This window comes from Serratia sp. S4 (assembly GCF_000347995.1).
Taxonomy (GTDB): Bacteria; Pseudomonadota; Gammaproteobacteria; order Enterobacterales; family Enterobacteriaceae; genus Serratia; species Serratia quinivorans.
Genome location: NZ_KB661120.1, coordinates 2,919,855 through 2,936,117, shown reverse-complemented (window position 1 = coordinate 2,936,117; position 16,263 = coordinate 2,919,855). Strand labels below are relative to the sequence as shown.

Genomic DNA, 16,263 nt, shown 5'->3' with positions numbered 1-16,263 from the left:
TGGTGAACAATTGCCAACTAAGCAATGAAAAACTCTTAAATCCACAATTTTTATCATGTTAAATGCAGCGAGATGGGTTAGAAGATGGATTATTCAAACGCACTAGAACGCAGAAACATCATTCTCGAAAAGTTGAAAACTAACGGGCAAGTCTTCGTCAATGAACTGGCTGATGATTTTAATGTTTCGCAGGAGACCATCCGCAGAGATCTCAATAAGCTTGAAGAACTCAAACACATCAAGAAAATCCATGGTGGGGCAGTCATCGCTCAGTTTGGGTTTGAGCTGGAGTTTAATCAGCGAGCCAGATTGGCTGAGGATGACAAAAAGGCCATAGCCGTTAAAGCTGCCGAATTGATCAAGCCCGGTGACTCACTGTTTATCGATTTTGGTACCACAACCTTAGAATTTGCCAAACAGATTGCCGGCATTAACCAGCTTACCGTTATCACCAATTCGCCGGTTATTGCTAACCTGTTTCATGAAAATACGACGATTGACCTGATTTTGATCGGCGGGCAATTTGGTCTGTCAAAAATGGAATGCATTGGGCCGGTGGCATTGCAGGGCATCAGCGCTTTCTATGCGGATTATGCGGTTATCGGCGCGGGTGCGGTGAGCCCTAAGGCCGGGGTGATGGATCAGGATTTGAACGAAGCGGCGATCGCCCGTCAGATGATCAAAAACAGCAACAAAACCATTGTTCTCGCCGATGGACATAAGCTGAATAACCATGCGACGGGCCTGGTCGCAGATTTAAAAGATATTTCGTGGTTGGTGACCAGCGATCCGGAGAAGAAATTGAAGAACCTGGTTTTCCCGGCCAATCTCCAGGTGATCGTCGCCTGACGGCAAAGATAAATAACCATGCCGGTCAACGTGACCGGCATGGTTTATATTGATGTATGCGCTGTTACTCTTTCCACAGAATGTGGCAAAGCTTGTGGTCTTTCTCACGGCACAGCAACACGCGGGCAAACACGTCATTGATCGGTTCACCATCGCTGTCCGCCAGGCCAATCACCACTTCGGCGAAAAAGTCCGGGTTCAGGTCAAAGTCCACATGTTCTGACCAGTCTTCCGCCGGGTCATACAGTTCTGCGCCGCCGCGCTCCTCAAACTGCAGGTTGAACAGCAGAATATCCGCCGGATCCAGATTGTCGCCGGCCAACTCCAAAAAGATGTCGTAAGCCTGTTCCAGCGTTTCGTCTTCAGTAAGGCGGTTATTCAAATCCATAATTAAATCCCGATAACAAATGATTCCTCATTATACCCTATGAATTTCAAGTTGCAGCTAGGCGACCAGCTCATTCATCCTCAGGCGCTTACTTAAGTAAGTAACTGGGGGTGACAAATCTGCCGGGAGCCGATTTGAACGCTGCTTGCAGCGGCCCCGAAGGGGGGTGGCCCATGGACGGGCCACATAACCGAGTGCAGGTAACAACGCTGCAACTTGAAAGGCGACGGGTATGAAGCATGCCCGTTACGGCGTTTATAGCAGCGGGCTGAAAAAGTAGAACAGGCGCTCAACAATACGGTGCCAAAAAGGCCGTTTCTGCCACTCTGCGGCATTCAATAACTGCGAACGAGCAATATAGTCGTCCTGCACGCAGGCCAGATCGCTACCGAAACCGTCATCGTCAATCACCAGGGTAATTTCAAAGTTCAACCACAGGCTGCGCATGTCCAGATTCACCGTGCCGACCAGGCTGAGCTGGCCATCAACCAGTACGCTTTTGGTATGCAGCAGACCGTCTTCAAACTGATAGATGCGTACGCCAGCCTCCAGAAGTTCGGAGAAGAAAGAGCGACTGGCCCAACGGACCATCGTTGAATCGTTATCGCGTGGGACAATGATGCTGACTTCAACCCCGCGCAGGGCGGCGGTGCAAATCGCATGCAGTAAATCGTCGCTGGGTACGAAGTAGGGGGTGGTCATGATCAACTGTTCACGTGCTGAGTAAACCGCAGTCAGCAACGCCTGGTGGATCATTTCTTCCGGGAACCCGGGGCCAGAGGCGATAACCTGAATAGTGTGGCCGCTTTCCTGTTCGAACGGCATGATATTGACGTCCGGCGGCGGCGGCAGGATCCGTTTACCGGTTTCAATCTCCCAGTCACAGGCATAAACGATGCCCATGGTACTGGCGACCGGGCCTTCCATACGGGCCATCAAATCGATCCACTGACCGACCCCGGCATCCTGTTTGAAATAGCGTGGGTCGACCATGTTCATACTGCCGGTGTAGGCAATATAGTTGTCAATCAGCACCACTTTACGGTGCTGACGCAAATCCATTCGGCGCAGGAATACGCGGAACAGGTTTACCTTGAGCGCCTCCACCACCTCGATACCGGCATTGCGCATCATGCCAGGATAGGGGCTGCGGAAGAACTGCAAACTACCGGCAGAGTCCAGCATCAGGCGGCAATGTACGCCACGGCGTGCAGCGGCCATCAGCGATTCGGCTACCTGATCGACCAACCCGCCAGGCTGCCAAATGTAAAACACCATCTCTATATTATGGCGTGCCAGCTCAATATCACGGATCAGCGCCTTCAGCGTTGCATCGGTAGTGGTGAGTAACTGGAGTTGGTTGCCCTTAACGCCATCGATGCCCTGACGGCGATCGCAGAGTTGGAACAGGGGTCTGGCGACCTCGCTGTAATCGGTAGCGAAGATGCGCTGGCTCTCTTTTAACTCGCTCAGCCAGCGTGCGGTAGAAGGCCACATGGCCTTGGCGCGTTCGGCACGGCGTTTGCCCAGATGTAATTCACCAAAAGATAAATAAGCCACAATACCGAACAGCGGCAGAATATAGATCACCAGCAGCCAGGCCATAGCGGAAGGTACGGCGCGGCGTTTCATCAGAATACGCAGTGTTACACCAGCGATAAGCAGCCAGTAACCGAACACCATGAGCCAACTGATTACGGTATAAAATGTTGTCATAAAGGCGAAAAATCCCGTTCGCAAACCACCAACGATGAGTGTACGCACAGAACGCTAAAGGGGAAACCTTTTCTCGGCGCTTATGTTGCAAAAATATGATTGGCTTAAGGCACTTGCTGTAAACAAAAAAACATTTTGGCGCGGAAGACGCGTCGCCCAGCCGGATTAAAATACGCTGAACTGTGGCTTGGATCCTGTAATGAAAGGACTATAATGCCCGCCGTTGGCATTTGACGAATGAGTGACAAAACGATGAGACGCAGTAGAAACGAGGTGGGCCGCTGGCGGATGCTGCGGCAGAGTCAGCGCCGCAGGCATCGCTGGTTGGAACGCCAGTCTTGCAGCAATCGGCATATTATTCGGGTGCGACGTCGCCTGGATGACCAGCACCGGCGTTCATTGCTGTTTGTGGTGGCCTACGAGTGGTAAAACAAAAACAGTCCCCAAGGGGACTGTTTTGTTAGCTGGGTTGTGATTATTTCCCCAGATAGGCGTTAAGCATCCAAACCTGTTTTTCCTGCTCTTTGATGTAGTCGCTCATCAGTGAAGCAGTACCTTCATCCCCCGCATCGGCGGCCAGCGTCAACAACTCGCGCTGCTGTTGCAGCAGCACCGAATAGCCGTGCAGCAAACCACCCAACGTGCCTTTATCGTCGGTGACATTAGTGTCTTCCTTGATATCAGACGTTTTCAGATAATCGCTGAACGCATGGCGCGGCTGCGAGCCCAGAGTCAGAATACGCTCTGCCAGCTCATCAACCTTGGTCAGCAGATCGTTATAGGTTTCTTCAAATTTGACGTGCAGCTCAAAGAAGTGCGGGCCGGAAATATTCCAGTGGTAGCCGCGCACGTTCATATACAGCACCTGATAATTTGCCAGCAGCGCATTCAACGCTTCCGAGAGTTTTGCCGATTGTTTGCTGTCCAGGCCGATATGGTTTTTCGCTGCTTTCTTCGTCGTTGCCATAATAATCTTCTCCTGATTATTTGATTCGATGATTTACACAATATCCATAACAAACACAGTAACCGGATTTATCGCAGGGTTAAAGACGATCAAAAGCATCAATGCAATTGCTGAAACCGATAACGATAAATCCGACAAGCAAATTGCCCATTCAGTGTAAGCAGAATGCGTTAACAACAACAGCTGCTAGGTATCATTACTTGCGTAAGACCAATTTTGCCACGCCGGCGCTTAGCGCCATCAGTAATGCTGCTGCAATCAACACCGCGATAAATGCTCGGTCGAAAGCCAGCCGAGCCAGTTGTCTCAGTTGTTCAGCCTGTTCGACAGCCAGATTGGCAGCCAGCCGCAGGGCTTCATCAATGCTGTCGTAAGCGACATCGCCCACTGGCAAATTGTCGGGTAACACCAGGCTGTGGCTATAGATGGCGGTCATCAACCCACCCAGCAAGGTAATACCGAGCACGCCACCCAGCTCATAGGACACGTCCTCGATCGAGGCAGCCATACCGGATTTTTCTTCCGGAGCGTTGAGCATGATGGCGGTCGACGCGGCGGTAATGGCACCACCGATGCCAAAACCGGCGATAAACAGACAAGCCAACTGCGACATCAGGCTGTTCTGGTAAAGCAGAGCCAGCCCGGCAATGCCCAGGCCGGTCAGGAACAATCCACCGAATATCATGTTGCGCTCGCCGTAACGCGGCAACAGTAAACCGGCCAGCGGACCGGCCAGTGCGGAGGCCACCGGGATCGGCAGAATAAACAGCGCGGCCTGTAATGGACTCAGCTCAAGCACCAGTTGCAGGCGTTGAGTCAGTACCAGTTCAACACCGACTAGCGCAACCATCGACACCAGAGCCACGCCGACGCCGCCGGCAAACAGCCGATTCTGAAATAGTGAGAAGTCGATCATCGGGTAACGGGCCCGACGCTGTCGACGAACAAACAGCCAGAGCGACAAAATGCCAATGGTGGCGGCGATTGCCAGCGCAGAAATGGAGGGCGTTGTTTTGCTCAGCTCCTTCAGGGCATAGATGCTACCCACCAGACCGGCCATGATCTGCACTGACCCGATGATATCGTAAGGGCGCTTATTTTCCCCACCGCAGTGCGGTATCAATCGCCAGGCCAGCGGCAGCACCACCATGACGACAGGGACGTTGATTAAAAATACCGATCCCCACCAGAAATACTCCAGCAAGACTCCACCGACCACCGGGCCGATAGCGGCACCACCGGACGCGACTGCGGCCCAAATGCCAATCGCCAGGGCGCGTTCACGTTCGTCGGTAAACACATGGCGGACAATGGACAGGGTTGCCGGCATCATCATCGCCGCACCTACCGCAAGAAATACGCGGGCGGCGATCAGCCATTGGGCTGAAGGAGAAAAGGCGGCACAAAGGGAGGCGACGGCAAACACCGGCAATCCGGCCATAAACAGCCGTTTATGACCAATGCGATCGCTCAGCATGCCCGCACCGGGCAGTAACCCGGCGACCACTAGCGGGTAGGCATTCACAATCCATAATTTTTGCGAGGCGCTGGCGTCCAGCGCCTGGGTCAGCCGTGGCAATGCGGTGTATAGCACCGTCATATCGATAATGATCAAAAATAGCGCGCTGGAGATCATTGCCAGGATCAACCAGCGGTTGTTTGCGTGCATAATATTATTCCAAAAAAGCAGGCGACGCGGATGCGTTGCCATAAGGTCACCACCCGAACGCGCCGGGTGGTATACTGGCGTAATATATATCCATACGTATGTATTGAAAAGAGGGTTTCTCAATGGGACGTCAACGGAGCATCGATCGCGACAAGGTTCTGGATATGGCGGAGGAGATTGTCGCCAGGCAGGGTGCCGCCGGGTTGACCATTGATTCTGTTGCCAAGGCGATGGGGATTTCCAAGGGCGGGGTGCAGTACTGCTTTGGTACTAAAGACGCGTTGATTGATGCGATGTTCGAGCGTTGGGGTAAAGCCTATGACCAGGTTTTCGATGCCATTGCTGGGGAAAGTCCCTCGGCCACAACGACAGTGCGGGCGCATATGCAGGCCACCCAAAGTTCCGATCAGGCATCCAGCGCCAAGGCCGCAGGGCTGATGGCGACCCTGATCCAAACGCCAGAGCATTTGGAAAGCACGCGCGAGTGGTACCGCAGCCGGATCGCCGGTCTGGATTTAACCACCGAGGAAGGCAAGCGGGCGCGGTTGGCCTTTCTGGCTACCGAAGGGGCATTTATGTTGCGTTTCTTTGGCCTGATGGAGATTAACCAGCCGGAATGGGATGCCATGTTCGCGGATATGCAGACGCTGATTCTGGCGAAAAAATAGTTCACCTATCACAGCGATAGCTGGCGGACCAGCAGGTGAAAAGAGTAGTTTTATCGAACAAGATATTCCCTCGAAGAACCCTTTAGCCAGCCACTCCGTGCTGGCTTTTTTTGTCTGTAATTTAGCGGGAAAGGCGATAATGCCTAACCCGCGGCAGCAGAATCCAGCGGGTCGTGATTAAAACTAGAACACCTGCTTAAAGGGTTTGACCGTCACGTCAGCATAAACGCCGGCGGCAACGTAGGGATCCTGCTCGGCCCAGGCTTGGGCGTCTGCCAGTGAGGCGAATTCCGCAATCACCGTAGAACCGCTAAAACCGGCACTGCCTGGGTCGTTGCTGTCGATGGCAGGATTGGGACCGGCCACCACCAGACGGCCTTCATCACGCAGTGCCTGCAGGCGTGCCAGGTGGGCCGGGCGTACCGACAGGCGGTTTTCCAATGAATTGGGTACGTCTTGTGCGTAGATCAGATAAAGCATGTTTCACCTTTAAAATCATTGCTATAGAACGGTAAATGTAAAGTAGCGCAAAAGGGGATACATGGGAATGCCTGACCGTTGGAATTTGCCTGCGGCTGGCGCTTATGCCTTGAAGCGACTAGCTTTTATTCGTATAGTGCGGCCGCGCGATTTAATGAGACAAGGATCCAGAGGTGAGGAAATGACGGAACTGGTTAGAGATAAACTCGACTTGCCTGAAGGCAAAAGCAAACTGCTGCTGCACTCTTGCTGTGCGCCCTGTTCCGGTGAGGTGATGGAAGCTATTCAGGCTTCTGGCATCGAATACGCCATTTTCTTCTATAACCCGAACATTCATCCGCAAAAAGAATATCTGCTGCGCAAGGATGAGAACATCCGCTTTGCCGAGCAGCATGGCGTGCCGATCATCGACGCCGATTACGATACTGACAACTGGTTTGCTCGCGCCAAAGGAATGGAGCACGAACCTGAGCGCGGGATCCGTTGCACCATGTGTTTCGACATGCGTTTTGAACGCACTGCGCTGTACGCGCATGAGCATGGCTACGACACCATATCCAGTTCGCTGGGAATTTCACGCTGGAAGAATATGCAGCAAATCACCGACTGCGGCGTGCGCGCAGCGGAAAAATACCCGGATCTGGAGTATTGGGATTACAACTGGCGTAAAAAGGGCGGTGCGTCGCGGATGATTGAGATCAGCAAGCGGGAACGCTTTTATCAGCAGGAGTACTGTGGCTGCGTCTATTCGCTGCGTGACAGCAACCTGCATCGCAAGGCGCAGGGCCGGCCGCTGATCAAACTGGGCGTGCTGTATTACGGCGATGAAGAGTAACGCTGCATTGGTGACGAATGACCCGCTACGGCGGGTTTTTTATTTTCGGCGGCGGTAAATCAGGTTAATGAAGCGTGTAAAAGCCTAAGTTAAAAGGCAAATGAAAGGTTAATATCCCCATGAGTTTGCAGGTTTTAGCGATGAATAATGACGATTAGAGCGATAGTTTGCCATTCGTTATTGAATATGATTGCTATTTGCATTTAAACTTGGCGAACCAGAGGAAACAGAATCATTATGCCGCTAAAAAAGATGTTCCTTAATCGTCGTTTGTCCGTGCCAATTATCCTGTCTGTTGGCTTACATAGCGCCCTGGTGGCGGGTCTGCTCTATGCTTCTGTCAAGGAAGTGATGGAGTTGCCTAAACCTGAAGATGCGCCGATCAGCGTCATGATGATCAATACCGCCGCGATGGCAGAGCCGCCTCCGCCTGCACCGGCCGAACCTGAGCCAGAGCCGCAGGTAGAGCCGGAACCCGAGCCGGAACCGGAACCGCTCCCAGAGCCGCCGCCGAAGGCGATACTGAAGCCGGAGCCGGTAAAACCCAAGCCGAAGCCAAAACCGAAGCCGAAGGTCGAAAAAACGGTTAAGCGTGAACCACAGAAAGCCGAACCGCGTGAGCCGTCGCCGTTTGAAAATAACCAACCGGCCAAGCCTATCGATAAGGCCCCGGTGAAGCAGGGGCCGGCAGCACCGATTCAGGGCAATTCACGAGATGTGGGGCCGAAACCGATCAGCCGTGCCGATCCGATTTATCCACCGCGTGCCAGAGCGTTGCAGATTGAAGGCAATGTGCGGGTGCAGTTTGATATCGACAGTGATGGTCGTGTGAGTAACGTGCGTATCCTGTCTGCGGAGCCGCGCAATATGTTTGAGCGTGAAGTGAAACAGGCATTACGCAAGTGGCGTTATGAAGCCAAAGAAGCGAAAGATCGTACCGTAAACATTCGCTTTAAAATTAATGGCACCACGGAAATGAACTGACACTGAGATGGTTTTTTTATAACGAAGAGGGTCGCCATGCGACCCTTTTTGCTGTCTGCGACCTGGTAAAACATCGTCTTCGCTTTGAAATTTTGTTGGAAATAAAAGGGTGTAACGATAAACCTTTAGTTGATTCGCCCCTGGCCTAATGAATAAAAACCCTACTCCGGGGTTAATTCTCTGGATTTACCTCGAAAAAATACGATCCCCATCCCACTTGTTGTATTAATAACAGCCTTCTGAACGAATTGTGAACCCGATCACTTCAATAAAAAGGTGCATAAAACAAAATAAATTGGTGTAACGTTAAACCTTTTCGGGGAAAGCTATGAGTTCTTACAAAGCAAGTTTACTGTCAGTCTCATTTATGACCTACATGGTGATGGCCGGACTCCTCACTCAAATAGGCATTGTCATTAGTCCGATGTCTCAATATCTGGATATCAGTATTACGGACGCCGCGGCCATGTTCTCGTACCTGACCGGCGGAACTCTCCTGGGGACATTCATCTCGATGGTGGTGTATTCCCGATTTGAGATCCGTCACATTTTGCGAGCCACCTATGCAATTTTTCTGATTGTTATGGCCGCATTGGTCTTTCTTGAGGTCAGAAATCCGTTTGTCGTCTCGTTTTATCTGTTTGTTTTGGGAGCCTGCTGCGGTACCGGTTTGTCAGGTGGTGCCGTACTGATCTCCAAAGTTTTTGATGAAAACAAACGCGCTTCCGCCTTTATCGCCACCGACTGTGCATTTAGCGCCTCAGGTTTTATTTTTCCATCGGTGGCGACAATGATCATCGCTGCCAACATGCAATGGACCAATGCTTACGGACTGGTCGGCATTATTGCCGCACTGGTGTTTATCAGCACCTTTGTTTTGCAATACCCGAAAGGGGATTTGGCGGAAAACACGAGAGGTGAAGCCAACGCCAGCGCTTCCGGATTTAACTTCAAACAGATTATGACCCCCAGAGTGATTCTGATGGGGCTAGCGCTGGGTATCTATCTGTTCGCCCAAAGCACTTTCCTGACCTGGTCGCCCAGCTACCTGCAGCAGGCGTTTGGTTTATCTTCGACGGATTCCGGTGCGGCAGTGCGAAATTATTGGGGGCCATCCGTGTTTGGCTTAATCGCCGCCGCCATATTAGTGAATAAGATCCCCGCGAGGGTCATGTTGGTGACGGTCTCTGTCATCGCCATTGTCGTAACCTTCTACTTAAGCATGACCCATAGCCCGAAAGTCTTTTTGACCGCCACCCTGGGGTTCGGTTTCCTGACTTCATGTGTCTATAAATTAGGGATTTCTGTTGGCTCTCAGCAGGTTAAAAACTCACCCGCGGTGCTCGTCACCTTCTTGCTGACGTGCGGAACCCTTGGCAGCACCATTTCACCGGCCTTGTCTGCCGCCATGGTTGCGCGGTTCGGGGTTGCCAGTGCGATGGTCATGACCGCCCTGGGTTTTACTGCCGTATGCGTTTGCGTTGTCGCCTGCCTGATCCTTGAGAAGGTTGAAAATTCCAAATCCACAAAGGAAATATACTTATGAAGAGAAAAGTCATTTTTGATACGGATCCCGGTATTGATGACACTATGGCGATGCTATTGGCGCATGCCAGTGACCAGATCGAGCTGGTGGGCATTACCACGGTTTTTGGCAATGCGACCATTGAGAATGCCACAAGAAACGCCCTGTATATAAAGCAGCGGTTTGGCCTGACTGCGGATGTCGCCGTGGGTGCAGATACGCCTTTGGTGGTAGCGGCGGGTGAGGCGACCACTTTCGTTCACGGCGAAAATGGTTTGGGGGATATAGATATCCCCGCGGGGGATTACCAGGGTATTGATAAGCGAGCGGCACATGACTACATCATCGATAGCGTAAAAGCGCATCCTGGTGAAATCACGCTGATTGCCGTCGGCAGGTTGACCAATCTTGCCCTGGCGGTTGAAAAGGATCCCGGCATCGCCAGCCTGGTTAAAGAGGTGATTATTATGGGCGGGGCATTTGGCCATAACGGTCATACGGGCAATGTTACCCCTTTTGCCGAGGCCAATATCATCGGTGATCCGCATGCAGCCGATAGAGTGATGACCACCGACTGGCCGGTTACCGTCGTCGGACTGGATGTCACTCAGCAAACGGTGATGAGCAGCGAATATATTGAGCGGTTGCGCATCAATTCAGCCCGGTACGGTGAGTTCATTTACCAGATCACGCGTTTTTACGCTGATTTTCATAAGAGGGAGATCGGCATGGATGGATTCTATGTACATGACTCCTCGGCCATTGCCTATGCCATTGCGCCCGAGTTGTTTGACGTAAAAGTCGGTGCTGTACGGGTGATTACCGAGGGGCCGGCCATCGGGCATACCCTGCTTAAGGAAGGGGCGAAACCTTACCCTATCGATGAGTGGAGTGGCAAACCTCAGCAACGGGTCTGTGTTCAGGTTGACCATCGGGGCGTGCTCGATCTCTATATGGCAACCATGGCGGAGAGGGTTACCGCTTAGACTACGCGTTTTTGACGGTCATTTGCCAAAATCGGTGGGTTCACTGACTGAGCCCCTGACAACCAGGCTGGGCGTGGCGGATATTATTGCTTTACTGCCTGGGGTGGACATTTTCATGCTCAACCCTTCCAGCGCCTGGTAAGCAATGTCGTCCAAAGGAATTCTGACCGTGGTGAGTGACGGGAAAGACAATTTGGACATTTCTATATCATCATAGCCAATGACCGAGAGTTCCCTTGGAATTTTCAAACCTAACTCATTCGCTGCATTTTGTACGCCAATGGCCATTAAGTCGTTATGACAGATAATGGCCGTTGGCAACGCCACGGAGGAAAATAGTTGATACATGGCATCAACGCCACTCTGATAGGTGTAATCCCCTTCGATAAAATCGACTGAGTCTTCCGGCAGATTAAAATCTGCAAGTGCCTTTTTCAAACCCCCTATGCGATTCACCGTGGTTTTTAACGCTTTTGGGCCGGTAACGCAGGCAATTTTTTTGTGCCCTTTGGACAGCAAAAATCTGCCGGCTATGTAGCCGCCGGTCTCATTGTGTAAATTGAATTCCGTACCGCCGCACAGGCTCATTACATCACCGATATCGAAAGCGATGGCAACGACGGGGACCGCATGGATATGTTTGATTACGTTATCGATTTTATCGCGTTTTAACGAGATGAGGATGATTCCGTCAACACGACCCGACATCAAATTAATGTAGGTGTGTAAATCCTCTTTATCTTTATGGCGGAAGCAGGAGATAACGGTAAAGTCTTGCTTGAAGCACTCATTTTCCAGCTTGAAGAATAACTCGGAGAAAAAGGGATTTTGGTCAACGATGGAAATGATGCCAATGCTTCTCAGGCTCGCAGAGCTTTTCTTCAGTGAGGCGGCCAGGGCATTGTGTCGGTAGCCGGTAGCTTGAATAGCCTCCAGAATGTTATGCCGGGTATCATCTTTGAGCTTTTTTTTATTATTAATAAAATTCGATACTGTCGTTACAGAGACACCGGCATGGAGTGCAACGTCTTTAAGGGTAGCCATTCTCTACTTATAACCTCAGTTTTATGTCACAAGATGGATTGATAGTGCGCATCCCTTAACAGAATACCCATAGGCGCCCCAGGTCGTGAGGGTACCCGGTTGATTATACACAAGCAAAATCAAGATTCAGGCCTTTAACGTTCAAAAGGCGTTATCGAAACAGGGTATTGCGACACCGGGTAATCAGCATCAATAAAAAAACCCGATGGGTCACATCGGGCTTTTTGAAAAAGAATCCTGGCGCTAAGGCTTATTCTTCGAATCCGACGCGGAAGTTCATCTTGCCATCGGGCAGGGCGCGTGAATTGCCTTCATCGTCTACGGCAACATAGGTAAACACCGCTTCGGTGGCGCGATAGCGCTGGCCGATAGGGGCGGAAGACACTTTCTTGACCCACACTTCGATATTGATGGTGATCGAGCTGCGTCCGGTACGGATACAGTGCGCGTAGCAACACACCACGTCACCTACCGCGACCGGCTTCAGGAAGGTCATGCCATCCACACGCACGGTGACTACGCGGCCTTCGGCAATTTCTTTGGCCTGAATAGCGCCGCCGATATCCATCTGCGACATCAGCCAGCCGCCAAAAATATCGCCGTTGGCATTGGTATCTGCCGGCATCGCCAGCGTTCGCAGCACCATTTCGCCACTGGGTAAAGGTCGTTGTTGAGTCATAGCTGTCTGCTTATCAAAGAAGGGATTTCACTATACTGCCCGTAGCAAAGGCCACGGGCATTAACAATTTTGTAACTATTTTTTCTGTTCTTCCGGCATGTGCCGATAAATATAAACGCCGCTGAGCAGAGTAAAGACCAGCGTCAGCGCGGTCAGGCCGAACACTTTAAAGTTAACCCAAACGCTCTGAGGCAGCCAGAAGGCGACGTAGATGTTTGCCAGGCCGCAGACCAGGAAGAACACTGCCCAGGCCAGGTTGAGGCTGTTCCAGACTTTATCCGGCAGCGTCAGCTCTTTGCCCAGCATGCGTTGCACTAACGGTTTTTTGAGCACCAGTTGGCTGATCAGCAGCGCCAGCGCGAACAGGGTGTAGATGATCGTCACTTTCCACTTGATAAACAAATCGTTATGGAACACCAGCGTCAAAGTGCCGAACACCAGCACCATCAGGAAGGTGATCAGCGTCATCTTCTCGATTTTGCGGTATTTGAACCAGGTGAATACCAGCGCCAGGGCGGTAGCAACAATCAATGCGCCAGAGGCCACATAGATATCGTAGAGCTTATAAAAAGCGAAAAAGACAATTAACGGGAGGAAATCAAGAAACTGCTTCATAAATCAATCCATCATCTGTTTATCGGCCGACTATACCGGATTTGGCGGGCTCTGTGTACCGCTGGCAACTGCTGATTATCGGCGTTTGGCCGCCGGATTTCCGCCATGAAAGCAGGAATTTGCATAAACTTACGATTGAGGTCGCGAGTTCGCGGCGGGCAGATTGCCAGCACGGCATTGGCATCGCATGATACGCGCAATAATAGCCGGATAATTTATAACGGAAAACAGTTTATGCAGTGGAAATCTCTCCAGGCGCTTACGCCCGGTTTGACGCATTTATTAGGGTATCAACGCAGTTGGCTCAAACCGGACATCCGCGCCGGGCTTTCCGTCGCCGCCGTGGCCTTGCCGGTAGCGATTGCCTACGCCGAACTGGCCGGAGTCAGCCCGATAGTGGGGTTATATTCCTGCATTTTACCCATGGTGGCCTATGCGTTTTTCGGCTCCTCACGCCAACTGATTGTGGGGCCGGATGCGGCGACCTGTGCAGTGATTGCCGCCGTTGTGACCCCGTTGGCGGCGGGTAATATGGAACGCCACTGGCAATTGACCATTATGATGACGGCGATGATGGGCGCCTGGTGTCTGTTGGCCAGCCGCTTCAAACTGGGCGCACTGGCCGATTTACTCTCACGGCCGATACTCAGCGGTTTGCTGAACGGCGTGGCGATTACCATCATGGTCGATCAGATTGGCAAGGTGTTCGGATTTGGTGTGCACCCGGCGCAGCTGATCGAACGTATTTACGCGCTGCCAGGCAACCTGATGCACAGTGATTGGCTGACCATGGCGGTCTCGTTACTGGCTTTGGTTACGCTGATCGGGTTTAAAAAATGGCGCCCCAACTGGCCGGCACCGTTATTTGCCATTGTTCTGGTCACGTTTATTACCTGGGCATGCAAGCTGCAGCAGCATGGTGTGGTGACGGTCGGCGGCTTTAGTGATGTCTTGCCGATAGTGCAGTGGCCGGATTTTCAACCGGGTTTGCTACGTGACATGGTGATCCCGGCGCTCAACCTGGCCGTCGTGAGCTTTGTCAGCATGATGCTGACCGCCCGAAGCTTCGCGGCGAAAAACGGTTACGAGGTGAATGCGGATGCCGAGTTTCGTGCGCTCGGGCTGGTGAATATTGTCTCGGCGCTGTCGCAGGGGTTCGCCATCAGCGGGGCGGATTCACGCACCGCGGTCAATGATGCCAACGGCGGCAAGAGCCAACTGGTGTCGATCATTGCGGCGGCGGTAATTGCCTTCGTGCTGTTGTTCCTGATGGCGCCGCTACAGTTTATTCCGGTCGCGGGGTTGGGCGTGGTACTGATGTATGCCGCCTGGTCGCTGCTGGATATTCGTGGCATCTGGATCATGCGGCGACGCAATGCCCAGGCCTTCCGGCTGGCGATGTTTACCTTCCTTAGCGTATTGCTAGTGGGGGTGATCAGCGGCATTGGCCTGGCGGTTTTACTGGGCCTGATGCAGTTCCTGCGCACGGTGTTCCGCCCGACTGAGCAGCTGTTGGGCGTCAATGAGGAAGGTATGATCCACTCGATGGGCAACAATAACGGCATTAAAGCGGTACCCGGTGTGATGATGTATCGCTTCAACTCGCCGCTGACCTATTTCAACGTGGCGTATTTCAAACGGCGGATCCTGAACCTGGTGGACAGCACACCGTTCCAGCCGCGTTGGGTGGTGGTGGACGCCGTTGCCAGCTTTACTCACGCCGATATCAGCGTACTGGCGGCGATCGACGAATTGAAACGTGATTTGTTACAGCGTAACGTGAAGCTGGTGCTGGCAGGGCGCCGAACCGAGCTGACGCGCTGGTTCCGTATTAATCGGATGGGGCGCGACCGGGAATTGATCCTGGTACCGGATTTGTACCTGGCGCTAAAGTTGATCCAAAGTAAGGAACAGGCGGAACCGACCGTGGCTCAATAAACAAAAAGGCACGCCGAAGCGTGCCTTTTGGATTTCTACCGCAAGATTAGCTGCGCAGCAGCATATACAGACGGAACAGGTAAATCAGCAACAGGGCCGAAACCAGGTTGCTCAGGGCGGTCAGCACTACGCTGGCGACGTTCGGAGTCAGCACCGAAAGGTGGCTCACCATAAACAGCACCAGCAGCTTGGCTGCCAGCCACAGCATCATCGCCGGAACAATCACCCGCGCATTGGCGAACGCCAACTTGCAACTCAGCTTAATCGAGGCGAAAACGCCTTTCTTGTCGGTAGCCGTAATCACCGGCGCCAGCGAGAAGGCGATCGCCATGATCACGCCCGGCACCACAAACAGCGTCAGACCCAGCTGGATCAACAGCGTGCAGATGAACAGCAGCAGCAGCAAACGCGGCAGTTCCGGCGCGGAAGCACCGATAGCGCGCAGTGCGCTGATACGCTGCCCCTGAGAAACCAGACGAATCAATGTCAGCATCCCGCCAACCAGCAACACGTTGCCCACTAAGGCGGAAAAAGTGGCGGCGGCTGAAACCTTCAATAACACCATCTGTTGCTCAGGCGTCATTTGTTGAATGATTTCCTGGATCCCCATACCGGCGGATGCAGCAAAGTCACCTTCCGTTGCGCTCAGGATCTTCAACTGCTCGACGTCAGGGCTGAAAGCCTGATTGAGCAGCACAGAAATGAACGCGGTCAACAGCGCCAGCATCAGAATACTGGTCAGTTGGTTACGGAAAAAATTAAAACTGTCACGGTACAACGTGTTGGCCGTGATAGGCATGCAGACTCCTTGGCATCGAGAAACAGAGATAAATCAAAATCAGTGGGCGATTGTACCCTGTTCCAGGCCGCTGTGGCACCCCGCGAAGTGCACTGTGACGATTTCTTCTGCAATCAGCCTC

The 16,263-nt window shown here is 52.4% G+C and carries 17 protein-coding genes; 8 read left to right on the top strand and 9 right to left on the bottom strand.

Annotated elements, in window-relative coordinates; all coding sequences use genetic code 11:
- Positions 1–84 precede the first annotated feature (84 nt).
- Positions 85–849: a DeoR/GlpR family DNA-binding transcription regulator gene (locus SERS4_RS0114455; protein ID WP_012145417.1), complete on the top strand. Its 765-nt coding sequence runs from the start codon at positions 85–87 to the stop codon at positions 847–849.
- A gap of 64 nt (positions 850–913) precedes the next feature.
- On the opposite strand, the gene SERS4_RS0114450 is transcribed toward SERS4_RS0114455, so the two are convergent.
- The gene (locus tag SERS4_RS0114450; RefSeq protein ID WP_004945300.1) at positions 914–1,237 is read right to left on the bottom strand and encodes an HI1450 family dsDNA-mimic protein; all 324 of its coding nucleotides are present in this window, start codon (positions 1,235–1,237) and stop codon (positions 914–916) included.
- A gap of 255 nt (positions 1,238–1,492) precedes the next feature.
- Entirely contained in the window at positions 1,493–2,953 is a 1,461-nt protein-coding gene (gene cls / locus SERS4_RS0114445) for a cardiolipin synthase (RefSeq protein WP_012145416.1), read from the bottom strand.
- A gap of 252 nt (positions 2,954–3,205) precedes the next feature.
- On the opposite strand from cls, the gene SERS4_RS0114440 reads away from it, so the two are divergent.
- Positions 3,206–3,382, top strand: a complete 177-nt coding sequence (locus SERS4_RS0114440; protein ID WP_071593055.1) for a YciY family protein — start codon at positions 3,206–3,208, stop codon at positions 3,380–3,382.
- A gap of 46 nt (positions 3,383–3,428) precedes the next feature.
- Here the strand turns inward: SERS4_RS0114440 and SERS4_RS0114435 are convergent, their stop codons facing one another.
- Together SERS4_RS0114435 and SERS4_RS0114430 are read right to left on the bottom strand one after the other, a co-directional pair.
- Positions 3,429–3,920 (bottom strand): Dps family protein, encoded by a 492-nt coding sequence (locus tag SERS4_RS0114435; RefSeq protein ID WP_012145415.1) that lies wholly within the window; start codon positions 3,918–3,920, stop codon positions 3,429–3,431.
- Positions 3,921–4,116: 196 nt separating this feature from the next.
- On the bottom strand, positions 4,117–5,589 hold the full coding sequence (locus tag SERS4_RS0114430; RefSeq protein ID WP_026142398.1) for an MFS transporter: 1,473 nt from the start codon (positions 5,587–5,589) through the stop codon (positions 4,117–4,119).
- Between the two features lie 122 nt (positions 5,590–5,711).
- Here SERS4_RS0114430 and SERS4_RS0114425 point away from each other — a divergent pair, with 122 nt between their 5' ends.
- Positions 5,712–6,257, top strand: a complete 546-nt coding sequence (locus tag SERS4_RS0114425) for a TetR/AcrR family transcriptional regulator (protein ID WP_017893039.1) — start codon at positions 5,712–5,714, stop codon at positions 6,255–6,257.
- 183 nt (positions 6,258–6,440) lie between these two features.
- Here SERS4_RS0114425 and SERS4_RS0114420 read toward each other — a convergent pair whose 3' ends face one another.
- Positions 6,441–6,737 (bottom strand): YciI family protein, encoded by a 297-nt coding sequence (locus SERS4_RS0114420; protein ID WP_012145411.1) that lies wholly within the window; start codon positions 6,735–6,737, stop codon positions 6,441–6,443.
- Between the two features lie 181 nt (positions 6,738–6,918).
- Here SERS4_RS0114420 and SERS4_RS0114415 point away from each other — a divergent pair, with 181 nt between their 5' ends.
- From SERS4_RS0114415 to SERS4_RS0114400, 4 genes are all read left to right on the top strand, one after another.
- Positions 6,919–7,572, top strand: a complete 654-nt coding sequence (locus SERS4_RS0114415) for an epoxyqueuosine reductase QueH (protein ID WP_017893038.1) — start codon at positions 6,919–6,921, stop codon at positions 7,570–7,572.
- Positions 7,573–7,809: 237 nt separating this feature from the next.
- Entirely contained in the window at positions 7,810–8,556 is a 747-nt protein-coding gene (gene tonB / locus SERS4_RS0114410) for a TonB system transport protein TonB (RefSeq protein WP_012145409.1), read from the top strand.
- 328 nt (positions 8,557–8,884) lie between these two features.
- On the top strand, positions 8,885–10,102 hold the full coding sequence (gene tsgA, locus SERS4_RS0114405; protein ID WP_012145408.1) for an MFS transporter TsgA: 1,218 nt from the start codon (positions 8,885–8,887) through the stop codon (positions 10,100–10,102).
- Positions 10,099–11,067, top strand: a complete 969-nt coding sequence (locus tag SERS4_RS0114400) for a nucleoside hydrolase (protein WP_017893036.1) — start codon at positions 10,099–10,101, stop codon at positions 11,065–11,067. Before tsgA ends, SERS4_RS0114400 begins: the two co-directional genes overlap by 4 nt.
- Positions 11,068–11,085: 18 nt before the next feature.
- On the opposite strand, the gene SERS4_RS0114395 is transcribed toward SERS4_RS0114400, so the two are convergent.
- The 3 genes from SERS4_RS0114395 to SERS4_RS0114385 form a co-directional block, all read right to left on the bottom strand.
- Positions 11,086–12,111, bottom strand: coding sequence for a LacI family DNA-binding transcriptional regulator (locus tag SERS4_RS0114395; RefSeq protein WP_017893035.1), 1,026 nt, complete (start codon positions 12,109–12,111; stop codon positions 11,086–11,088).
- A 250-nt stretch (positions 12,112–12,361) separates the two neighbouring features.
- A complete protein-coding gene (gene yciA, locus SERS4_RS0114390; protein WP_012145405.1) occupies positions 12,362–12,790 on the bottom strand; it encodes an acyl-CoA thioester hydrolase YciA in 429 nt (142 codons plus the stop codon).
- 75 nt (positions 12,791–12,865) lie between these two features.
- A complete protein-coding gene (locus SERS4_RS0114385) occupies positions 12,866–13,405 on the bottom strand; it encodes a septation protein A (RefSeq protein WP_012145404.1) in 540 nt (179 codons plus the stop codon).
- A 234-nt stretch (positions 13,406–13,639) separates the two neighbouring features.
- Between SERS4_RS0114385 and SERS4_RS0114380 the strand changes: the two genes are divergently transcribed.
- The gene (locus tag SERS4_RS0114380) at positions 13,640–15,343 is read left to right on the top strand and encodes a SulP family inorganic anion transporter (RefSeq protein ID WP_017893034.1); all 1,704 of its coding nucleotides are present in this window, start codon (positions 13,640–13,642) and stop codon (positions 15,341–15,343) included.
- 46 nt (positions 15,344–15,389) lie between these two features.
- Here SERS4_RS0114380 and SERS4_RS0114375 read toward each other — a convergent pair whose 3' ends face one another.
- Positions 15,390–16,142, bottom strand: coding sequence for a YciC family protein (locus tag SERS4_RS0114375; RefSeq protein WP_012145402.1), 753 nt, complete (start codon positions 16,140–16,142; stop codon positions 15,390–15,392).
- Positions 16,143–16,263 lie beyond the last annotated feature (121 nt).

Bases quoted from the DNA above. Each gene is read 5' to 3' on its own strand.
- tonB (WP_012145409.1), top strand. From the start codon at position 7,810: ATGCCGCTAAAAAAGATGTTCCTTAATCGTCGTTTGTCCGTGCCAATT.
- SERS4_RS0114420 (WP_012145411.1), bottom strand. From the start codon at position 6,737: ATGCTTTATCTGATCTACGCACAAGACGTACCCAATTCATTGGAAAAC.
- yciA (WP_012145405.1), bottom strand. From the start codon at position 12,790: ATGACTCAACAACGACCTTTACCCAGTGGCGAAATGGTGCTGCGAACG.
- SERS4_RS0114450 (WP_004945300.1), bottom strand. From the start codon at position 1,237: ATGGATTTGAATAACCGCCTTACTGAAGACGAAACGCTGGAACAGGCT.
- SERS4_RS0114385 (WP_012145404.1), bottom strand. From the start codon at position 13,405: ATGAAGCAGTTTCTTGATTTCCTCCCGTTAATTGTCTTTTTCGCTTTT.
- SERS4_RS0114425 (WP_017893039.1), top strand. From the start codon at position 5,712: ATGGGACGTCAACGGAGCATCGATCGCGACAAGGTTCTGGATATGGCG.
- SERS4_RS0114430 (WP_026142398.1), bottom strand. From the start codon at position 5,589: ATGCACGCAAACAACCGCTGGTTGATCCTGGCAATGATCTCCAGCGCG.
- SERS4_RS0114395 (WP_017893035.1), bottom strand. From the start codon at position 12,111: ATGGCTACCCTTAAAGACGTTGCACTCCATGCCGGTGTCTCTGTAACG.
- SERS4_RS0114380 (WP_017893034.1), top strand. From the start codon at position 13,640: ATGCAGTGGAAATCTCTCCAGGCGCTTACGCCCGGTTTGACGCATTTA.
- cls (WP_012145416.1), bottom strand. From the start codon at position 2,953: ATGACAACATTTTATACCGTAATCAGTTGGCTCATGGTGTTCGGTTAC.
- SERS4_RS0114440 (WP_071593055.1), top strand. From the start codon at position 3,206: ATGAGACGCAGTAGAAACGAGGTGGGCCGCTGGCGGATGCTGCGGCAG.
- SERS4_RS0114415 (WP_017893038.1), top strand. From the start codon at position 6,919: ATGACGGAACTGGTTAGAGATAAACTCGACTTGCCTGAAGGCAAAAGC.
- SERS4_RS0114455 (WP_012145417.1), top strand. From the start codon at position 85: ATGGATTATTCAAACGCACTAGAACGCAGAAACATCATTCTCGAAAAG.
- SERS4_RS0114375 (WP_012145402.1), bottom strand. From the start codon at position 16,142: ATGCCTATCACGGCCAACACGTTGTACCGTGACAGTTTTAATTTTTTC.
- SERS4_RS0114435 (WP_012145415.1), bottom strand. From the start codon at position 3,920: ATGGCAACGACGAAGAAAGCAGCGAAAAACCATATCGGCCTGGACAGC.
- SERS4_RS0114400 (WP_017893036.1), top strand. From the start codon at position 10,099: ATGAAGAGAAAAGTCATTTTTGATACGGATCCCGGTATTGATGACACT.
- tsgA (WP_012145408.1), top strand. From the start codon at position 8,885: ATGAGTTCTTACAAAGCAAGTTTACTGTCAGTCTCATTTATGACCTAC.